The sequence below is a fragment of the Hymenobacter montanus genome (assembly GCF_014699115.1).
Lineage (GTDB): Bacteria > Bacteroidota > Bacteroidia > Cytophagales > Hymenobacteraceae > Hymenobacter > Hymenobacter montanus.
On record NZ_JACXAD010000013.1, the window covers coordinates 131,631 to 151,536 of the forward strand.

The 19,906-nt window shown below is 57.8% G+C and carries 22 protein-coding genes; 5 read left to right on the forward strand and 17 right to left on the reverse strand.

Annotation, left to right across the window (positions count from 1 at the left end):
• Window positions 1-25 precede the first annotated feature (25 nt).
• The 8 genes from IC235_RS13050 to IC235_RS13085 form a co-directional block, all read right to left on the reverse strand.
• The gene (locus tag IC235_RS13050) at window positions 26-919 is read right to left on the reverse strand and encodes an NAD kinase (protein ID WP_191005622.1); all 894 of its coding nucleotides are present in this window, start codon (window positions 917-919) and stop codon (window positions 26-28) included.
• 80 nt (window positions 920-999) lie between these two features.
• Window positions 1,000-2,385 (reverse strand): BamA/TamA family outer membrane protein, encoded by a 1,386-nt coding sequence (locus tag IC235_RS13055; RefSeq protein ID WP_191005623.1) that lies wholly within the window; start codon window positions 2,383-2,385, stop codon window positions 1,000-1,002.
• A gap of 78 nt (window positions 2,386-2,463) precedes the next feature.
• Window positions 2,464-3,138 carry a CBS domain-containing protein gene (locus IC235_RS13060; RefSeq protein ID WP_191005624.1) on the reverse strand — a complete coding sequence of 225 codons (675 nt, stop codon included), beginning with the start codon at window positions 3,136-3,138 and terminating at the stop codon, window positions 2,464-2,466.
• Window positions 3,139-3,280: 142 nt separating this feature from the next.
• Window positions 3,281-4,063 (reverse strand): alpha/beta fold hydrolase, encoded by a 783-nt coding sequence (locus tag IC235_RS13065; RefSeq protein WP_191005625.1) that lies wholly within the window; start codon window positions 4,061-4,063, stop codon window positions 3,281-3,283.
• 122 nt (window positions 4,064-4,185) lie between these two features.
• Entirely contained in the window at window positions 4,186-4,779 is a 594-nt protein-coding gene (locus IC235_RS13070; RefSeq protein WP_191005626.1) for an anthranilate synthase component II, read from the reverse strand.
• 193 nt (window positions 4,780-4,972) lie between these two features.
• Entirely contained in the window at window positions 4,973-5,512 is a 540-nt protein-coding gene (locus IC235_RS13075; protein WP_191005627.1) for a CvpA family protein, read from the reverse strand.
• Window positions 5,513-5,695: 183 nt separating this feature from the next.
• Window positions 5,696-6,154 (reverse strand): GatB/YqeY domain-containing protein, encoded by a 459-nt coding sequence (locus IC235_RS13080; RefSeq protein WP_191005628.1) that lies wholly within the window; start codon window positions 6,152-6,154, stop codon window positions 5,696-5,698.
• Window positions 6,155-6,173: 19 nt separating this feature from the next.
• On the reverse strand, window positions 6,174-7,202 hold the full coding sequence (locus tag IC235_RS13085) for a hypothetical protein (RefSeq protein ID WP_191005629.1): 1,029 nt from the start codon (window positions 7,200-7,202) through the stop codon (window positions 6,174-6,176).
• Between the two features lie 178 nt (window positions 7,203-7,380).
• Here IC235_RS13085 and IC235_RS13090 point away from each other — a divergent pair, with 178 nt between their 5' ends.
• Both IC235_RS13090 and mnmH read left to right on the forward strand, forming a co-directional pair.
• Window positions 7,381-8,109, forward strand: coding sequence for a pyridoxine 5'-phosphate synthase (locus tag IC235_RS13090; RefSeq protein WP_191005630.1), 729 nt, complete (start codon window positions 7,381-7,383; stop codon window positions 8,107-8,109).
• 55 nt (window positions 8,110-8,164) lie between these two features.
• On the forward strand, window positions 8,165-9,193 hold the full coding sequence (gene mnmH / locus IC235_RS13095; RefSeq protein WP_191005631.1) for a tRNA 2-selenouridine(34) synthase MnmH: 1,029 nt from the start codon (window positions 8,165-8,167) through the stop codon (window positions 9,191-9,193).
• Between the two features lie 254 nt (window positions 9,194-9,447).
• Here mnmH and IC235_RS13100 read toward each other — a convergent pair whose 3' ends face one another.
• The gene (locus IC235_RS13100; protein WP_191005632.1) at window positions 9,448-10,446 is read right to left on the reverse strand and encodes an AAA family ATPase; all 999 of its coding nucleotides are present in this window, start codon (window positions 10,444-10,446) and stop codon (window positions 9,448-9,450) included.
• A 389-nt stretch (window positions 10,447-10,835) separates the two neighbouring features.
• On the opposite strand from IC235_RS13100, the gene IC235_RS13105 reads away from it, so the two are divergent.
• The 3 genes from IC235_RS13105 (at window position 10,836) to IC235_RS13115 (ending at window position 12,218) form a co-directional block, all read left to right on the forward strand.
• Window positions 10,836-11,033, forward strand: coding sequence for a PID-CTERM protein-sorting domain-containing protein (locus IC235_RS13105; protein WP_191005633.1), 198 nt, complete (start codon window positions 10,836-10,838; stop codon window positions 11,031-11,033).
• A gap of 103 nt (window positions 11,034-11,136) precedes the next feature.
• Window positions 11,137-11,673, forward strand: a complete 537-nt coding sequence (gene xrtX / locus IC235_RS13110; protein ID WP_191005634.1) for an exosortase X — start codon at window positions 11,137-11,139, stop codon at window positions 11,671-11,673.
• A gap of 35 nt (window positions 11,674-11,708) precedes the next feature.
• Window positions 11,709-12,218 carry an XrtX-associated membrane protein gene (locus IC235_RS13115; protein WP_191005635.1) on the forward strand — a complete coding sequence of 170 codons (510 nt, stop codon included), beginning with the start codon at window positions 11,709-11,711 and terminating at the stop codon, window positions 12,216-12,218.
• Between the two features lie 22 nt (window positions 12,219-12,240).
• On the opposite strand, the gene IC235_RS13120 is transcribed toward IC235_RS13115, so the two are convergent.
• The 8 genes from IC235_RS13120 to IC235_RS13155 all read right to left on the reverse strand — a co-directional run.
• On the reverse strand, window positions 12,241-12,666 hold the full coding sequence (locus tag IC235_RS13120) for a hypothetical protein (protein WP_191005636.1): 426 nt from the start codon (window positions 12,664-12,666) through the stop codon (window positions 12,241-12,243).
• Window positions 12,663-13,925, reverse strand: a complete 1,263-nt coding sequence (locus IC235_RS13125; RefSeq protein WP_191005637.1) for a hypothetical protein — start codon at window positions 13,923-13,925, stop codon at window positions 12,663-12,665. The genes IC235_RS13120 and IC235_RS13125 overlap by 4 nt, the downstream gene beginning before the upstream one ends.
• Window positions 13,926-13,960: 35 nt before the next feature.
• On the reverse strand, window positions 13,961-14,368 hold the full coding sequence (locus tag IC235_RS13130; protein ID WP_191005638.1) for a hypothetical protein: 408 nt from the start codon (window positions 14,366-14,368) through the stop codon (window positions 13,961-13,963).
• On the reverse strand, window positions 14,365-15,495 hold the full coding sequence (locus IC235_RS13135; RefSeq protein WP_191005639.1) for a hypothetical protein: 1,131 nt from the start codon (window positions 15,493-15,495) through the stop codon (window positions 14,365-14,367). The genes IC235_RS13130 and IC235_RS13135 overlap by 4 nt, the downstream gene beginning before the upstream one ends.
• Window positions 15,496-16,000: 505 nt before the next feature.
• Window positions 16,001-16,267: a hypothetical protein gene (locus IC235_RS13140; protein ID WP_191005640.1), complete on the reverse strand. Its 267-nt coding sequence runs from the start codon at window positions 16,265-16,267 to the stop codon at window positions 16,001-16,003.
• Window positions 16,268-16,419: 152 nt separating this feature from the next.
• Entirely contained in the window at window positions 16,420-18,867 is a 2,448-nt protein-coding gene (locus IC235_RS13145) for a hypothetical protein (RefSeq protein WP_191005641.1), read from the reverse strand.
• Between the two features lie 170 nt (window positions 18,868-19,037).
• Window positions 19,038-19,484 (reverse strand): hypothetical protein, encoded by a 447-nt coding sequence (locus tag IC235_RS13150; RefSeq protein WP_191005642.1) that lies wholly within the window; start codon window positions 19,482-19,484, stop codon window positions 19,038-19,040.
• Window positions 19,484-19,906, reverse strand: a 423-nt coding sequence (locus tag IC235_RS13155) for a ParB N-terminal domain-containing protein (protein ID WP_223847273.1), incomplete at its 5' end; no start/stop codon positions are given. The genes IC235_RS13155 and IC235_RS13150, both read right to left, overlap by 1 nt.

A 19,906-nucleotide genomic window follows, 5' to 3' on the forward strand; every position in this document is an offset into this window, starting at 1 on the left:
CTATTCTTTTTTAGAATAGCTTTTTTTATAACTGGATGCCGGCCGGGTTGCGGCGGTCCAGCCCCCAGTTCAGCTTGCTGCGTAAGGTGCTCAGGAAGTTTACATGGTTGAGCTTAACTAAACGGGCATTGAAAGTTTCGCGGCGAACCGCAATTTGAACGGATGCTTCCACCGGTAGGGAGCGAGAGTCGAGCGAAAGCATATAGCTGGTGCTACGGCCTTCTATCTCAAAGGAGATAACGCTCTGATCCGACACAACGAGAGGGCGCACGTTCAAATTGTGGGGGCATACGGGAGCAATAATAAAATTGTTCGTCTGGGGTAACATAACGGGGCCACCGCAGCTGAGGGAGTAGCCGGTAGAACCGGTGGGGGTGGCTACTACCAAGCCATCGGCCCAGTAGGAGTTGAGGTATTCGCCGTCGATGTACGTATGGACGACAATCATGGAGGAGGTATCGCGCTTAAGAACGCTGAAGTCGTTCAGCCCAAAGTTAAGGTTGCCAAACACGTCGGGGTCGGTATCGACGCGAATCAGGCTGCGCTCTTCGATATTGAAATGGCCTTTGTACAGCGCGTCAATAGCTTGGGCAACCCGATCGGGCGTAATGGTAGCCAGGAAGCCCAACCGGCCGGTATGAATGCCCAAAATGGGGATTTGGAGGCTGCCGACGTAGGTTACGGTATCGAGCAGAGTGCCATCGCCACCAATGCTGAGTACGAACTGAACCCCGCGAAGCGAGTCGCCCCGCCGGAATTGGGTGGTGCCCGGGGGCAGGCGCAGGCGGTTGTCGAGAAAGGTGCGGAACGACTCGCCAATGCGTACGCTGGCCTGGCGAGCGGCCAGGTCGTCGAGCAAGGCTTGGATAGCCGGGGCAGCTTCGTCGTCGAAAGGCTTACCAAGGATGGCGATTTTCATATAGAGCAGGAAGAGGCGGGTGGCCTAAGGGAAGTAAGAGTACTTAACAAATAAGTAATAGACAGGACAATACAAAACCGTTAAATCGGAAACTCAGCCCGAAAAAAGTAGCCGGTCTGCCCTAATCCGTTCAGGGTGTATTCGGCAGTAAAGACCCGGTCGTAATAGGTCACCAGATGCAGTCCGAGTCCGATAGCGCGCAGCAGGTGATTGGGAAGGCGGTTTTCGGGTAGCGGGCTAGCCGCGAACACGTAGCCAGCGTCGACAAATATATTGAGATACAGAGCGAGGGGGATGGTATTGATTTTAGCGTTGGCAATGGCGGGCAGGCGAATGGGTTCGGGATGAAGCAGACGGTAAGATACTCCTTGCTGGAGCAACCCGTAGTGACGCCCATCGATTACGTACTGATCATAGCCGCGCACCAAGTCTTCGTAGCCCAGCGCTCGGGCGTCGGCGTACGCCAGACGGCGGGTAAGGCGGGCCTGGCCGCTGAGACCGACACTATAATAGAATTTGGAACCGAGGGCTACGTACCGGGAATAGCACAAACGTAAAGTGGTCAGGCTGGGCTGAGTGCCCGCTAAAAAGACACGGTGGGTAAGGCGGGCCTGGGCGTATTGGCCGGTGAGGGGGTAGGCAAAGGTGTTGCGCTGGTTGCGCGTGCTGGTTAGCGTCAGGTCGAGGTACTCGCGCTCGGTGCGGCCCTGGTAGTAATCGGGGTTGTACTGTTGGATGGTATCGCTGATTTGCTCGCGGTGATAGGAAACATCGAAGGCCGTGAGAAACTGAACGGTGTGGCGGAAGCGCAGCCCGGCCGTGGCGTAGAACCGCTGAATAGGAAACCCTTGATCGGTGCGAAACGGCACGAGGCGGTCGGCGCGGGTGATATAGTCCAACGAGCGGCTTTGGTAGTAGGATGCCCCGGCCCCGAACCCCAGCCGGCGGTAGGGCCCCAGGCCGGGAGCTTCATAAAACAATTCGTATTTACGGTTAAAGCCGAGTTGAAGGTTAGCAATGACCTGTTCGTTCCGGCCGCGGAAGTTGCTGCGGACCACGTGTACCCCGTAGTCGACGCGACGCCAGCGGTCGGGGCGGTCGAGCCAGGAGCGCAGGTTGCGGTCGGCCAACGACAAAATGGGTACGGGGAAGGTGTACCACCGCTCCTGCACGCCAAAGACGATGAGCAGCCGGTTTCCGGCGCAGCTGGACTGCACCACCACCGCGTGAAACAGCTGCAGGTTGAATAAGCGGCGGCGGTTGGCTTCGAGCCGGGCCGGCAAGTCGGCGATGGTCAGCGTGTCGCCTTCCCGAAAATCTAACTCGGCACGCAGGATGCGTTCCTTGGTAACGGCATTGCCCCCAAAAAGAATGGTGCTAACCGCCGCCCGGGCGATGCCGGGGCAGGGCACCACGCGCACCAACGTATCGGCGGGCGCCACCACGGGGTGGAGCGGATGCGGCAAGGTGTCGGGCGGGGCGAGCCCAAACCCCACGCTGGCCAACCATGCCCGTAGCAACAAGACAACTCCTACCACCCGACGCTACACATTCAGGTACCGTAGCAGGGCATCGTAGCGCTCCTGCTCGTCTTCGCTGGCCACCGTAGTACCGCTGAACTGAGCCGTTACCACGTAGCCAAACCGCTCGAGCGTAGCAGTTATACGAGCCAGGTTTTGGGTATTTAGCTTGAGGGTGAGCCGGATGCGGTAGGGGTCGATCTCATCCTGAGCCACGAGGGCGCTGATAATCTTGGCGTTGTTCTCCTCGACGTAGCGGCTGATCTGGGTGAGCGAGTAGTCTCGCTCTTCCATGGTGAGGACGATGATGCCCCCCTGCCCGCCGGCGGGCTGCTGCCCGAACGCGGCCAGGGCATCGGCAATGGTTACTACGCCGGCGTACTCATGCCGCTGATCGACGACGGGCACCAACTGAATTTTGTTTTCAATGGCCAGCTCCATCACTCGGTAAAAGTGCTGGTCGGAGCGCACGTAGGCCTCGGAGTAGCGCAGAGGCAGTTCGGAAAGCAGGATTTCGGGATCGTCAAAGTCGGCCAGGTCGGCTTCGGTGACGAGGCCGCGGTACTGCCGGTTGTCCAGGACCGGCAACTGAGCGACGTGAAATTCATCGAGCCAGCGCGCTGCTTTGCCCGCCGAATCGGTGCCTTTCAGAGGCGGAATCATTTCGTTGAGTAAGTCTTCGGCGAGCAGGGCAGGCATAGTCTTTATTGATATTAATTATTGAAAGTCGAAGGAATAGATGATGGCTGGGTGAAAAGAATAGTGAAAAGTTATAAGGTACCACCGAAAGTGGCAACGACATAGCGAACAACAAGCAAGTCGGCAGAAGGATAACCTGCGGCTAGACCGCGAGGGCCGGCGCCGTTTTGGTACTACGCAAAAACCGGCGCAGGTGGGCGTTGAAGCTGGCCGGACGCTCCATCATCGGAGCGTGGCAACAGTGGTCGAGGAAGCGTAGTTCGGCCCGGGGCAGCAGGCGGGCAAACTCGTGGGCAACCGGCGGCGGGGTGATGGTATCGTTCAGGCCCCACACTAGCAGCACGGGCACGTCGATTTTTGCTAACTCCTTGCTTAAGTTATGCCGTTGGGCCGACCGGGCAATGGCGATAATACGCAGGCACTTGGAGTTGGAATTGGTGACCTCGAACACCTCATCCACTAGTTCGCGGGTCGCGACGGCCGGGTTGTAGAAGGTGAAGCCGACCCGCTCCTCCACGTAAGCATAGTTGCCGCGCTTGGGAAAGGAGCCGCCCATGCTATCCTCGAATAAGCCGCTGCTGCCGGTGAGCACCAAGCGGTTGACGCGGTTGGCGTTGTTGAGGGTATATACCAGCGCAATGTGGCCCCCCAATGAATTACCAAGCACCGTGAAGGACGAGGGCAACTCCAGGGCCTTGACGAAGCCCTCGACGTACGATACCAGGCCCGGCACACTGGCCTGGGTCAGGGGCATGTCGTAGATGGGCAGCAGGGGTATAACCACGCGGTAGTCGGGGGTGAACTCGCGGACCACGTCGACCCAGTTGCTCAAGGCCCCGAACAGGCCATGCAATAGCAGCAGCACCGGGCCGTGGCCTTCGTCTACAAACTCGTACCCTTGCTGATGCTGGCGGCGCAATTCCATCTCTTCCTGATTTCTGATTTCTCGTTGCTGACTGCTGCTTTCCCGCGGCTGGCTTCGGAGGCTGGCCGCCGCCCGAACCCGAAATCGGCAACCAGAAAGCAGCAGTGGGAAACCAGCAGCCTTTAATTGCCGGTTTTGGCAATGATACAACAACGGAGCCAATTGGCCAAAATTGCCAGTCCGTGCGGGGTAAGCAGGGCTTCGGGATGAAACTGAACGCCGTAGAGCGGCAACGTGCAGTGACGCAGGGCCATCAGCTCCGGGGTCGGGCCAGTGGTGCGGGCCAGGCTCACCAGCGCGGGCGGCAAGGGCTCGCGCAGAACCAGCGAGTGATAGCGCGTGACGGATTGCAAGGCGGGCAAGCCAGCAAAGAGCGGCTCGGCCGGATCGCAGCACATCTCCGCCACTTTGCCGTGCATGGGGCGGGCCGCCCGGACGATGGTACCCCTGAAAAACTCGCCTAAGGCCTGATGGCCCAGGCATACACCGAGCATGGGAACCTGCTGGTAGAAAGCCTCAATGAGCGTCGGCATCACGCCGGCCTGGCTAGGCGTGCCCGGGCCCGGCGAGAGAACGATGCCATCAAAGTCTAACGCCTGGAGCTCGCCCAAAGCAACGTTGTTCCGGCGCACCACCACTTCAGCCCCGAGCTGGCGTAGGTAATCAGCCAGGGTAAAGGTGAAAGAGTCAAAATTATCGAGCAACAGCAGACGCACGGTGAAAAATTGAAGGCTAATAGGGGTGGAACCTCACGTGACCCCTGCGGGGTCGTACCTGGAGACAGCTCTAATGGGCTGTGAAGCAACGCAACTATAAGAAACTGCAAACTGCCAGACGGCCCGTTACCTTATAATAGACTGTGAAGCAACTGTTAAACTTCGGTTTCACGAGTACTTGGCACCTCCGCCCTCAAATTTTATAGCTTGTGCTGAACGCGGTTTTTATTTTCACCAGCAAGCCTTGCGCAAAGGGCATCAGGTAGCCGGTGAGTTGCAGGGCCAGCGGAGTGGCCTGTTGCACGAGGGGCAATACCTGCGAGCCCACCACCAGGCTGGGCGAGAGCAAGCGCACGCCTGCCAACCCGGTGCCGTGCAGCAGCAAGCTCAAGCCCAGCACCCATTTGATAACCCCGGCGGCGCCGCCCAGCAGGTTATCCAACACCCCGAGCGGGGTGAGATGCACGGCGGTTCTGAGTAAGCCACCGAGTAAGTGGACGCCCCACATGATGGCCACAAACACCAACGCGAACGACACCAGCGGCAACAGCCCAAAGGCATCGCCCACGTAGTGTCGGACCAGGGGCACGGCGGCCGAGAGTAGCGCCAAGCCGCCCACCACGGCCAGCACGAAGGCCAGCAGCGAAACCACCTCCAACACCAGCCCACGCCGGTAACCTTTCACGGCACCAATGCCCAAGGGCAACAGGAGCAGGATGTCGAGGGCCGTCATTTTTGCTAGGCTAAATTATTGATGGGCGAATACGCTGAAATTTATTCTTTTACCTAATCTAGAAATTCTCCGGGCCGCTGGTTTGCTTGCTTGATCAAGCAAGCAAACCAGTTGGCTCCGTGAGGAAAAGCCGAACAACTCCTGAAAAAATCAGCGCATTAACTTATCAAGTAAACCAGCAAATTACAAATTGGTATTGTTGAGTAGATGGCTCAGCACATCCGAGATGCGTTTGCCATCGGCCTGGCCGGAGAGCTCGCGGGCGGCCACGCCCATCACCTTGCCTAAATCGGAAGGACCCCGGGCCCCTACGCGCTGGATGATGTGCACGAGGCGCTCGACCAGGTCGGCTTCCGACAACTGCTGGGGCAGAAACTCTTCGATGATGGCTAGCTCAGCCAACTCGTTTTCTTCGAGCTCGGAACGAAATTGCTCTTTGTAGATGGCGGCGGCGTCGCGGCGCTGCTTGGCGGCTTTGTTCAGCAGCTTTAGCTCAGCCTCGGGAGTAAGGGCGCCGTGGGCTCCTTCGGCGGTTTCGGCCAGCATGATCTGCGATTTAATGCTGCGCAGGGTGGTGAGGCGCACTTTGTCCTTGGCCAGCATGGCCTGCTTGATGGCGGCATCGATGGTGTCTTTCAGCATGGGAAAATGATTGGGCGAATTAGTGCGTGGGAGAAGTTGGGGCCAGGCCGGCGCCGGCAATAAACCGCTGCGGTTGGTCGAGGTACACGGCGACGCGGCGAGTGGTGCGGCGGATGCCGTAGGGCCCCGCGACCACGACCGGCTCGGCAAAGGTCAGCAACAGATTGGGAGCGGTAAAGAGCAGCTTGCTCAGGTTAAGGACATCGGCCGCGGGAGCATCGCGGAGCGGCTCGATGGAGACCAGAGCGGCGCGCGGCACGGATATCTGCCAGACGAATCCTACCCGCAGGGTTAGCGCATCCGTCGCGAGTAGCGTGGGCCGCAGCCGCACGGCGTGGCCGTGCCCCATCAGGAACAGCAAACCATAGGCATCCAGCACCAGCAGCCAATTGGCCAAAACAGGGCTCCAGTGGCTGGCCAGCAGGTGCACGGTGGCAGTTTCGACGCCCACAGCAAAGCAACCCACCACTACCAGCGCGGTAAATCCCGATTCGCGGTGGCTGGTGAAGGCGGTTTCTTCTTCGCGGGATTCGAGCCGGACCCACCACCCCAGCAGGGCGTAGCGGAACATGCTGATTTCGGATACCAACGGGGCCAGGGCATAACCGAGCACCTGCTCGAAGGCGGTGCTCAGGTTGGCCGGGAAATCAGCATGCTGCTCCCGGGCCCCGCAGTAGGCCCGGCTGATGCGCCGCAGGTTAACCAGGGCCCACCCCACCACGCCGACTTCGAGCAGGGGCAGCAGGTGGCTGGCCGGGCGCAGGTACTGCTGCTGCCCGACCGGGATCAGCCAATACCCCAGCGCCACGCAGGCACCAAAGGCCCCTACTACGCTGGTAACCGGCAGCCGCAACCGTCGAACCACCAGGAAATAGAACAGGCCCGGCACAAACACGAGCAAGTCGAACGTAACGGCGGCGGGCAACGCCGGCCGTTGACTGAACGCGGGCAGGGTTGTAACCAGGTGCTCGATGAAGACAATAAGCGCCAGCAAGGCTCCAAACCACAGGAGGGGCCGTAAACGGGCAAGCGGGTGGCTCAGGGTCATGGCAGTAGGGCTTATGCGAGCGGGTGCTCCCAGCCAGGAGCGGTGGTGAGCGTAATTTCGCCCCGAAGCTACGGCGCCCAGCCCGCAAGCTGTATCCGGGCACTACCCTGGCAGCAGGCTGAACAAGGGGCAGCGGGGCTTCATTTCTCTCTGTCTCACTCTGATTTTCGCACTATCCGTGACCAAGCTTAGCGTCAACATCAACAAACTGGCCACCTTACGCAATGCGCGGGGCCATAACCGGCCCGACATTCTGCAAGCCGCGCGCGACATTGAGCGGTTCGGGGCCGACGGCATTACGGTGCACCCGCGGCCCGACGAGCGCCACATTCGCTACCAGGACGTGCGCGACCTGAAGGCCGTCGTGACTACGGAGCTAAACGTGGAGGGCAACCCCACGCCCGACTTTCTACGGCTGGTACGCGAAGTGCGGCCCGAGCAGGTGACGCTGGTGCCGGATGCCCCGGATGCCATTACTTCTGACGCGGGCTGGGATGTCATCAAACACCAGGACTATTTGCGGGCGGTGGTGGCCGAGCTGAAGGGCCTGGGCTGCCGCGTGAGCATTTTCCTCGACCCCGACCTGACCTTGGTAGAGGCCGCCGTCGGCACCGGCACCGACCGGATCGAGCTATACACCGAAGCCTACGCCCGACGCTACGTAGCGGACCCCGAGGCCGCCGTGGCCCCGTACCGGGCAGCGGCAGCCCGCGCCGGCCAGCTGGGCTTGGGCGTGAACGCGGGCCACGACCTCGACCTGGAAAACCTGGCCTGGCTGCACCAGCAGCTACCCGAGCTGGCGGAAGTCAGCATCGGCCACGCGTTGGTGTGCGATGCTATCTACCTGGGTCTGGAAAACACCGTGCAACTGTATAAGCGGCAATTAAAAACCAAGAGCAAAGCATAGGGCACCAGGCATCAGGAGCTTATGTGCTTGATCATACCCTTTCCAGCTAACCTATATGCCCCGTCTTTCGCTAACCGAGTTCCAGGCCCTGCCCTACCCTATTCTCGACGTGCGGGCTCCCATTGAATTCGCCCAGGGCCACGTGCCGGGGGCGGTTAACCTGCCCCTGTTCACCGACGAGGAGCGGGCCCGCATTGGTACTACCTATAAGCAGGTGGGCCAGGAGCGGGCCGTGCACCTGGGGCTAGAGCTGTTTGGTCCGAAAATGTCGGCCCTGGTAAAGCAGGCCCAAAAGCTGGTGCCGGGCAAGGAAGTGCGCCTGCACTGCTGGCGGGGCGGCATGCGGAGCGGCGCGGTGCAGTGGCTGCTCGAGTTGGCGGGCTTCAAGGTGCACTTGCTCGACCACGGCTACAAGGACTACCGCCGCGCCGTACTCGCCTTCTTCGAAACACCGCGTCGGTGGCGCGTACTGGGCGGCCTCACCGGCAGCGGCAAAACCGATGTGCTCCACTACTTAGCCACTGGGGCGCCCGCCCAGGCAGTGCTCGACCTCGAAGGGCTGGCCCACCACAAAGGCTCGGCCTTTGGAGCTATCGGCCAACCGGCTCAGCCCACCCAGGAGCAGTTCGAGAACAACCTGGCGGCCGTTATGGTCACGCTGCCCAATGAACCCATTTGGGTGGAGGATGAAAGCCGGCAGATTGGCCGGCTCACCCTGCCAGCAGCCTTGTTTGCGCAACTGCGCACGGCCCCGCGCTGGGTGCTCGAGGTGCCGCGGGCCGCTCGGGTAGCCAAGCTAGCCGCCGAATACGGGGCTGAATCTCCCGAAGAGCTGGCCGCCGCCATCGAGCGGCTACGCAAGCGCCTGGGCGGCCTGGCCACCCAGCAAGCGCTGGCAGCCGTGGAGGCCGGCGACTTTACCCGGATGGTAGAGCTGGTCCTCGATTACTACGATAAAACGTATAGCTACGGCCTGGCCCAACGACCCGGCGAACCAGCACGCACCTTCGTTCCGGTCGCGACTTGTGACCCCGCCGCCAATGCCAGCGCCTTGCTTCGCTCAATAGCAAGCGCAGCTGCTTAAGGCTGCCTAAATAGCTATGGTTCCACTACGCGGCTTATGCCTCATACCCAGGTGAACCCGGGTTTGGTTGGGCGTCTTTAGAGCAGTTCTCGAAAAGGAATTAAAAATTAAAAATGAAGAATTAAAGATGTGATGGTCAATTTTTAATTCTTCATTTTTAATTTTTAATTCCTAAAAAATGGTACTCTGACTTGGGACCCGCTTTAATTCTCCTGCCAAATCTGCGGTGAGCTGCCACGAGCCGGCTCGCCAGTTTAGCTGATGGGCACCTTGCGGAGGATGGCCTCAATTAAGTCCTGCGTCCGAATACCATCCGCCTCGGCTTCGTAGGTGAGCAGGATGCGGTGGTTGAGTACGTCGGAGGCAACCTCCTTCACATCTTCGGGCAGCACGTAGTCGCGGCCTTCGAGGTAGGCCACGGCCTTAGCGGCCCGGTGCAGCGCGATGCTGGCCCGGGGGCTGGCCCCAAACTGCACGGCCTGGCCAAACTCGGGCAAGTCGTAGTCGGCGGGGCGACGGGTGGCGAAGACCAGCTCAATAAGGTATTTCTCCAGCGTCTCCGAGATCTGTACCTGGTTGATCTGCTGGCGGATGCCGAAGATATCAGCCTGGGTGAGCACGGGTTGTACATCTTCCACGAAACTCAGGTTGGCCATGCGGCGCATCACTTCCAGCTCGTCGGCTTTTTTGAGGTAATCAACGTGCACCTTCATCATGAAGCGGTCGACCTGGGCCTCGGGCAGCGGGTAGGTTCCCTCCTGCTCAACGGGGTTTTGCGTGGCGAGCACCAGAAAAGGTAAGTCGAGTGAGTAGGTAGTTTCGCCGATGGTCACCTGCTTTTCCTGCATGGCTTCGAGTAGGGCGCTTTGCACCTTGGCCGGCGAGCGGTTGATTTCGTCGGCCAGCACGAGGTTGGCGAAAATCGGCCCCTTCTTTACCTCAAACACCGATTGGTTCTGGTTGTAGATCATGGTCCCCACCAGGTCGGACGGCAGCAGGTCGGGCGTGAACTGCACGCGCTGAAAGTGCAGGTGCAGCACCTTGGCCAAGGTAGAGATGGTGAGAGTTTTAGCCAGCCCCGGCACGCCTTCGAGCAGAATGTGCCCGCCCGTGAACAGGCCAATGAGCAGGCGACTGAGCAGCGGCTGCTGGCCCACCACTACTTTGCCCATTTCGGCAAACACTTGGCGGATGAGGGGGTGATAGTCGGCGGGGGCAGCCGATGAGACGGAAGCGTCAGAAGCAGGAAGCATAAGCGAAGCAGTCAAAACAGCCCGTGCAAGGTAGGCATAAGGCTGGGGAGCCCGTCCGGGCCGAACGGATCCCCAGCCAGGCAGCCCTCTTTCGATCGGACGCTCACGCGCTCTGCGAGAATTCAGAAAAGACTCTTATTACCTAGCACTTAGATGGGCTTACGGGCTGGGGACGTTCTCGGGCTTGAGAATAGATCCGGGCTTCAGCAAACAAAATAAAATTTACTTCCCCTGAATGAGCGTACTTTTGCACCATCATTATCCACCCGATACGATAGCACCCGTACATTCTATCCTCGTTCATCTCTTAACTTCAATCTATTTTTGTACTTTATAGTTGATTCGTCCTTGGTTCCTTAAAGTTTCCCCTCTACCCCCATCTCTTCTCTATGAAATCATTTCTTCTAGTTCGTTTGCTGCCGTTACTAACCTTGCTAATGGCGTTGAGTGAAGTGGCGATAGCCCAGACAGGTGGCCCTGCCCCCGGCCCTACCGATGTTCCACTTGATGGCGGCGCTTCACTGTTGCTGGCCGGCGGGGTAGCCTACGGCATTAAGCACTTGCGTAATCGCCGCAAAAAAGGGTAGGAAAGTCAGTTAGCATTGTTTGCTTAAGGAATAAGCAAGGCAACCCGCTGTAATTCGGAAGACGGCCTTTTCCGGGCTGCTTTGTGTTCTGTTCCGCTAGCTTATGCAAAACGCTGTTGCCACTAAGCCCCTCACTGGTAATCGGTTGCTCCTTCGTTTCCTCGGAGTAGCCACTACTTTGTATTTAGTCTGGTTTTTTGGCTACGACCAGTGGCTGGCGAAGGACGGGCGGCTGGATGGTGTTTTGTGCACCCAAATCGCCCTGGTGAGCATAAGGGTGCTGCGGGCGCTGGGCTTTGCGGCTACCCTCGACGCCACGAGTGCCGTTGTAGTGGTGATGAATGGGCAACCCGCCGTTGTCGTGGGCGCGCCGTGCAATGGCTTAGTACTCTACGCCTTATTTAGCGGCTTCGTCGTGGCCTTTCCGGGCCCATGGTTGCGCAAGGTGTGGTTTATTGCCGTCGGCATAATCCTTATCTGGTGCCTGAACGTGCTGCGAATAGCCGCGCTGGCTATCAATCACTCCTATTCTCACCAAACCGTCGACTTCAATCATCACTACACGTTCACGTTCATAGTATACGCTTGCATTTTTGGGCTGTGGATGCTCTGGGCACGGCGCCTCGCCAATGCTGCCTAGTTCCGCTACCTCTCTTTAGTCGCCCCAAGCCGTCCGTGCCCCACTCTTCACCCAGCCTCGTTACCAAGGGCCCGAGTCGCGTTGCTCATTGGGCCGCCGTGGGCGGGTTAGTTATTCTATTGCTGCTGTTAGGGGTGTTCGACGAGCTTATCCTGCAAGCCCTGACGGTTTTCTGGCAAAAATCCCTGGCGGCGGTGGGGCTGCACCGTCAGGTCGAGGCTTTGCAGCGGCAAGTAAACGGGGGCATCACGAAACGGCTCTTACCGGCCGTGGCCAGCTACACTATTTTGTATCTGGGCACCTGCTTATTGTTGCTACGGGTATTGCTACCAACACCAGCACAGTGGCGAGTCGCGTGCCAGCTCTACGCAAGCGTATTCGCCGTATACGCGACCATTGTGCTCCTGAACAAGCTGACTGGGAATACAGTTTGGGCTTATCGCCTCAGCCGCCAGCTGCTGGACTTTATCGTGAGTCCGCTGCCCGTGGCCGGAGTCTACGTGCTGCTCCGGGCAGGTTATAAGTCTCAGCAGCAACGCCCGTAGTTATTCGCACGCATTAGCTGATTCAAAAAAGACGTCGACGTTGCTCTCGTTGCCCACGTAGGCACTCACGTACGTACCCGTCTTGCGGGACCACCACCTGCAAGCGCAACGCCTCATAGTTGTTCAGCGCCGCCGCGCTCAACTGCTGGATCTGCTGGCTCACCAAGTTGCTATCCGCGTCAAAGACGAGCAGGCGCACATAGCCCCGGGGCACGCCCCCACTCAGCTGCGGCACGGCCGCCAAGCCCGCCGCCACGCCCACTTGCAGCAGCGGCAGACCGCCGCGACGTACCCCCTCGGGCGGGGTCGGCTGGCTGGGCGAGGGCTGCAAGAGCCCGGTCAGGAACGAAGCCAGCGAGAACCAAAAGTTGTGCGGCACGGCCTGCGGGTAGAGCCCCGGCGCCGTCACGCGCACCGTGTCGCCTTTCTGCACAGCCAGCTGCTTCAATGGCCCCAGCGGCTGCGGGGAGCTGCCCCCGCGTTGAGCCGGGCCGCGTAGGTGCCCGAGCGGGCCCGCGCCCCCACTGGCTGAGCCACGGGCGGGCTGACCGAGAGCGAGTCGAACTGCCGCCGCTCCCGCTCCGCCTCGCCCGGCTCCAGACCGGCTACGTACGTGCGCACCTGCCCCAGGCGGTAAGCCAGGCGCAGGTTGCCCAGGTGGTCCTGGAGCGTGTACTCGCGCTCGTAGCGCACCGCCCCACTGGTCGGGCTCACCCAGCGCAACACGCGGCCTTCGGCATGGGGGAAGAAGCGCAGGCTGTCCTGCTCGTACTGGTAGGGGCCCAGGTAGTCCGTCCGCTGCACGGGCTTGCCGGTCTGATACACCAGCTTGGCCACTTTCTGCCCCGCCGCCGTGTAACGGAACACTAGCGAGTCCGCCCCCTGCCCGAAGTGAATGCGCTGGGGCAGGCTCAGGTGGTTGTAGGCGATGCCACTGATGCCCTTATTGCGGTCCTGCGTCAGGCTCCCGTTGGCATCATACACATACTCCTCGCCCAGACGTGTGCCGCCCTCCTGGAAGTCCCCCGCCAGCGACGTCGGCGCTCCCTCGTAGCCCCAGGGGCGTGGCAGTTGGTTGCTCGTGACCTGGTCGTCAACCGCCAACAACCGGTTGCCCGCATAGCGGTACGTCAACGCGTCCACCGGCCCATACTGCGCCGGGGCTAAGCGCGTGGCTCCGGCCAGCAGCCCCCGCCGCCGCAGCGTGGCGATATTGCCGTTGTCGTCGTAGCTGACAAAGCTGAGCCGGTAGCGGTCTTCCTCCGCCCGCCAGGCCCCGCTCAAGCTGCCCGCGCCCCCGAGCCGGGCCACGAAGTCGCCCTGCCAGAGGCGGTTGAGCGGGTCGTAGACGTAGCCGTAGGCCCGCTGCACCCCGTCGCGCCCCCGCCAGGTCTGCCCCGTCAGGTTCCCGGTGTATTGCTCGTAGCCGGGGGTGAAGCCCCGCTCGTAGTGCAGGCTCAGGCTGAACAGGTCCCGCGGGTCCGGGGCATACGGGTTGTTCACGCTCGTCAGCCAGCCGCGAATGTTGTAGGTGTAGTCAACCGCTTGTTGTAGGCGGCCCGTGCCCAGGGTCTTCGTCAGCGACTGCCCCAGCTCGTTATACCCCACCTGGGCCAGGGGCGTGGGCTGGGCCTCGCCCGGCAGTTGCTGGCGCGTGCTCAGCAGCCGACCCGTGTGGCCGTAGCTGAGGAACTCACTTACGGCCACGGGCGCGTAGTGGGGACATTCGGCACCCAGGCATACTAATGATCATTTGCTGATTTATAATTTATGACTATATAATCCCAAGATGTTTTAATGTCTACACTGTATTCAATACTGCCCCAGCTACGAGCAATAGTATCTCGAGTATTTTTGAGACCCGTTAGTAGAATGAATTTTTCTTCTAACGAGCCATCGGTAAAACGCTCATTTTTAAGGGCAACCTTTATTGTTTTTAGAAGTTGGCCATAAAAAATGTAGCCGCAGGCTAAATCAGCATCCAATTGATTATTTGTCGGCACAAAGGAGAACGTTTTCCATAATCCATTATCGACAATCAGTGACAATTTCCCTTTTTGCTCGATTTTCGGAATAGAATCCTGAGACGTTGAGGCATCAAATTTCTCATCATAAATAAAAAATTCGCCCGTAGACATATTAATGGTCATGGCTTTACAAAAGGAGTTGTTGGGCCTTTCACGGCAACATTCTTATCCTGCAAGTTAGGAATATAAAGTTGTGGTAGCCCTCCTGAACCATGCTGAGGATTTGCAAGGGTAGTTCCCATTGCTGCGGGAGTTGGACTTTTTATCTCATAAGCGGCAGTTCCAGGGCGGTAACCATGTACAGGGTGTGGACCAACCTGTAAACCCTGAGAGAACTTTGATGCGCTTCCAGCCGCTTTCTGTAAACCTCTGCCGGTTGTTGCAAAATTTCCTCCACCAGGTTCTCCCGCATGAACAACTGTGCCAGGTTTGAGAGTCACATTACGCCATTTATCAACACCTGGATAATTGCCTTTTCCTTGAAAACCAGCCGCCTGCGCAGCTGGACTAAAATCTTTTCTAGGTACTCCTGGAACGTTTCCTGAGCGGGAATATAGGTTAGATGCTAGCTCATATCCTTTCCCCATCTGTATAACAGCTGCGATGACCACATCACCAACCGTTTTAGCGTCGCCACCATATGCCGCGTACGCTACTCCATTTGCGGCGCTATTTGAAACGGGCGTGTCCCATACGTTTGTAACGGAGTTGATAACCGCCGTCGCTACCGTTCTCAGGTCTGCCGCCGGGTTAGTATTAGGAGCAGGAACCCCTTGACGTCCATTAGCGTCGGCATACCGGATAGGATTATCATAATTAAAGACATAGGGCGACATCGTTTCCTGTCCGTTCTCGACTTCGGGGTCCACGCTGAGCCAGACCGGACCGCGGGCTAAGTCAATGAAGCGCCAGTCCTGGTGGTTCCAGTTCAGGCCCAGGTCGGCCTGAAACTCCTTGCCATTAAACTTGTACTGGTTCAGTGGTTTCAGCCCTGGGGTGGTGCCCGTCACGCCTGCTAGTTCCAGCCCCGTGGGGTCGTACTGCGTCTCCTGCACCTGCAGCCCTTGGCGATGCTCGACCGTGACGTCGTCAAAGAAGACATCGACATTACTCTCGTTGCCCACATAGGCACTCACGTACCCGTCCTGCGGCACCACCACCTGCAAGCGCAACGCCTCGTAGTTGTTCAACGCCGCCGCACTCAACTGCTGGGTCTGCTGGCTGAGCAGGTTGCTGTCGGCGTCAAACACGAGCAAGCGCACGTACCCCCGGGGCACGCCCCCGCTCAGCTGCGGCACCGACGCTAAGCCCGCCACCACGCCTACTTGCAGCAGCGGCAGCCCCCCGCGACGCACCCCGTCGGGCGGCGTCGGCTGGCTCGGGGCAGGCTGCAAGAGCCCGGTCAGGAACGAGGCCGGCGAGAACCACACGTTGTGCTGCACCGCCTGCGGGTAGAGTCCTGGCGCCGTCACGCGCACCGTATCGCCCCGCTGCACGGCCAACTGCTTCAATGGGCCCAACAGGTGCGGGGAACGGCCCCAGCATTGAGCTGGGCCGCGTAGGAACTAGGAGCCACAGCAGATAAAACTCATGTCGACGACCACGAACAGGCTACTTTACCAAGTAAATTGTAATTATAAAAAAAGAATTTACTACAATAACCCAGCAAACTAATTGCATCCAATTGATATGCCAAGCTGTTCCTCTCTTCTCTACTGGTGAAAATTTCATGATTCCAATTTATTTATTTGCAAATTAAAGAGAATGATTAAAAATAAGCATCGCTTGAACTACTGACATTAAAATAGGAAAAATTGCTCTTGTAGTGAATTCCTGCACTGTCAAAAAGAGTTTGATAAATTTACTAGGCGCTTGATTTTTGTAGTATCTATTGATATATATAATTGCCATACAACTTAAGGCGGTAATGACTATTAATGTCATCATAGTCAAAATAATTAAAGTGCGAAACTGCTCACTGAGGGCAAACAGCTTTATAACTACTATCAATAATGTCAGCAAAAGCAAGAGTAAAAGTAGTTTGTTTTTTATTTGTTTCTGCCGAACTATTTTTCCTGAAAAGAAAAGATTAGCAAATGTGAATAGAAGTACTAATATTGGCCCCGTTGCTGTGTTTAGCATGTTTTTTTTTGCGAAAGGATTAGTAATAAATTTTAAAGTCCTACCATTTTACGCATTGGGAGGTCGATACCAAATTTAAACGTCGCCCCAGCCCCTAGACTAGCTCCCCAAGTGGCGTTGAGTGTCGTATTGCCAGTTGCAACATTAAACTTAGCATCTGCGCCAAGTGTGGCGTTTGCACTTCCAATAGAAGGCGCAACTCCGCCTGTGACTTTGATTCCCATAAATGTAGCACTTCCTTCGAATTTCGCCCTTAGGCCATACACTCCTACTGAAGCTCCGGCGGAAAATCCTACTTCTTGTTTTTGACCAGTGAGTATACCTCCGTTTGCGGTTGCTTCTGCAAGTAGCGCACTTCCTGTAACCTTACCCTGAACGTTCTTGTCCTCATTGCCATATTTCCCATTTACTGAAGCTTCAAAACCAACTGCTTTCAATAAACCTTTCCATACAGCATCAGTAGTCTTGTTTGTTTGTTCTGCCCTAAATCCAGTCACATTAGCATTGAAGCCATTGAACTTATCTACTGAACTATTATAGCCAGCACTGTAGCCAGCAATTACACTCTGCTCAGATGACGTATAATTTATTGCTGGGGCACCGTATGCCCCAACCACAGTTGCTTCTGGCAATGTTTTAGACCATGAACCACCTTTGGCGACGTAATAGGTGTTGTGAGACTCGTAAATAGCTCCATCTTTTGGTTTATCCGGGCAAGTTGGGCACCGACCATTTGGGTCCTTGAAGCGCACGGCGTTGTTAAAGTTGAAGACATAGGGGGACATACTTTCCTGTCCATTCTCCACTTCCGGGTCCACGCTGAGCCAGACCGGGCCGCGAGCTAGGTCAATGAAGCGCCAGTCTTGGTGATTCCAGTTCAAGCCCAGGTCCGCCTGGAACTCCTTACCATTGAACTTGTACTGATTCAGCGGCTTCAGCCCCGGTGTCTCGCGCGTGAGCCCGGCCAGTTCCAGCCCTGTGGGGTCATACTGCGTTTCCTGCACTTGCAGCCCTTGGCGATGCTCAACGGTAACATCGTCAAAGAAGACATCGACATTGCTCTCATTGCCCACGTAGGCACTCACGTACCCGTCCTGCGGCACCACTACCTGCAAACGCAAGGCCTCGTAGTTGTTCAGCGCCGCCGCGCTCAATTGTTGGGTCTGCTGGCTCACCAGGTTGCTGTCGGCGTCAAACACGAGCAAGCGCACGTAGCCCCGGGGCACGCCGCCACTTAGCTGCGGCACCGCCGCCAGCCCGGCCACCACGCCCACTTGCAGCAACGGCAGCCCCCCGCGACGTACCCCCTCGGGCGGTGTCGGCTGGCTCGGGGAAGGCTGCAAGAGCCCGGTCAGGAACGAAGCCAGCGAAAACCAGAAGTTGTGCTCCACCGCCTGCGGGTAGAGCCCCGGCGCAGTCACGCTCACCGTATCGCCCCGCTGCACGGCTAGCTGCTTCAACGGACCCAGCGGCTGGGGCGTGCTGCCCCCCGCGTTGAGCCGAGCCGCATACTGGCCCGAGCGGGCACGAGGGCCGACAAGCTGAGCCACGGGCGGGCTGACCGAGAGCGAGTCGAACTGCCGCCGCTCCCGCTCCGCCTCGCCCGGCTCCAGACCGGCCACGTACGTGCGCACCTGCCCCAAGCGGTAAGCCAGGCGCAAGTTGCCCAGGTGGTCCTGGAGCGTGTACTCCCGCTCGTAGCGCACGACCCCGCTGGTGGGGCTCACCCAGCGCAGCACCCGGCCTTCGGCATGCGGGAAGAAGCGCAGGCTGTCCTGCTCGTACTGGTACGGGCCCAGGTAGTCCGTCCGCTGCATCGGTTTGCCCGTCTGATACACGAGCTTAGCCACTTTCTGCCCCGCCGCCGAGTAGCGGAACACCAGCGAGTCCGCTCCCAGCCCGAAGTGAATCAGACGGGGCAGATTCAGGTGGTTGTAGGCGATGCCACTGATGCCCTTGTTGCGGTCCTGCGTTAGGCTCCCGTTGGCATCATACACATACTCCTCGCCCAGGCGCGTGCCGCCCTCCTGGAAGTCCCCCGCCAGCGAGCTCGGCGCCCCCTCGTAGCCCTGGGGGCGCGGCAGTTGGTTGGTCGTGACCTGGTCGTCAACCGCCAGCAGGCGGTTGCCCTGATAGCGGTAGGTGAGTGCATCCACCGGCCCGTACTGGGCCGGGCCCAGGCGCGTGGCCCCCGCCAGCAGCCCGCGCCGCCGTAGCGTAGCGATATTGCCGTTGTCGTCGTAGCTGACGAAGCTGAGTCGGTAGCGGTCTTCCTCCACCCGCCACGCTCCATTTAGGCTGCCCGCGCCCCCAGTGCGAGCCACGAAGTCGCCTTGCAGCAGGCGGTTGAGCGGGTCGTAGACGTAGCCATAGGCCCGCTGCACCCCGTCGCGCCCCCGCCAGGTCTGCCCCGTCAGGTTCCCAGTGTATTGCTCGTAGCCTTGGGTGAAGCCCCGTTCGTAGTGCAGGCTCAGGCTCAACAGGTCCCGCGAGTTGACAGTTTAGGGACGTTGGCTTGGGTCAGCTAAGCGTTCAAAAAATCAAAGAACTTTATTGACAAATAGCACAGACGCTGCTCTTGCAATATAGTCGCTGTCGCAAGGCAAGGTCAGGCAAAGTGTTGTCAACATGAGTATGATGTAGTCAGTGTTCAGTCTGGATTATGAATATCGTTGAACTTGTCGAGATGATTATTGGCGGAGACATGTGCCGCAATTGTGTCACTATTTATCTCAGCTATAAAACCATCTTCAGCGACAAGTAGCACGTTGCTCAAGCAAGCCAAGGTAGATAGCTTATTCAGCAAGTTAGGATAATCGGTTCTCAAATCAAGTCTAATGCTCATTTCTGCAATGACCTTTTCTTCTTCCACCAGTGTAATGCAGTTAGATGTAACGTCGCCAAATATTATTACTTCATCATGCCAAGATTCTCCCTTTGGCAATATTTTCTCTATTTCATTAAACTTATTTATCTCGTATTTATACATATACCAAAAATTATAGTTAACTATTGCTTGCCATTTGGAAACACATAGAAACTCCCTATTGCTAATAGTGTCAGGGACGATAACGAATGAGTACTGCCAGATAGCCATTAGTGTTGGTAAATAAGGTCCTGTTCTGTTTTATAACTCCCGTAAGGTAGCTTTACTTTTTCCGTCGGAACAGACTTCAGCTCTAGAACCTTCGCTGCTTTCAAACGATGATGGCCGTCAACTACATGGTTTGTTCCATTGTTTTCGACGTATTTAATCGGCTCAGTTATACCATTAGCTTTCACCTCTGCTTTGAATTTATTAAATTGTCGATTTGACATTGTTTGTCCATGCGTTGGTTGTAGGTCATAGGGGTTCATTTTTTCTCCAACCGCTTTAGTTGCGCTGGAGGAAGAAGTAGAAGCTCCTTTGCTGAGTGGCTGTTCCACCATCCGGGCTCCATTGCTAGGCAGTGTCTGAAAAGTGCTGGAGCTTAACTTAGGGGATGGCAGCACGATACGAATTAACGGATGCGCAGTGGG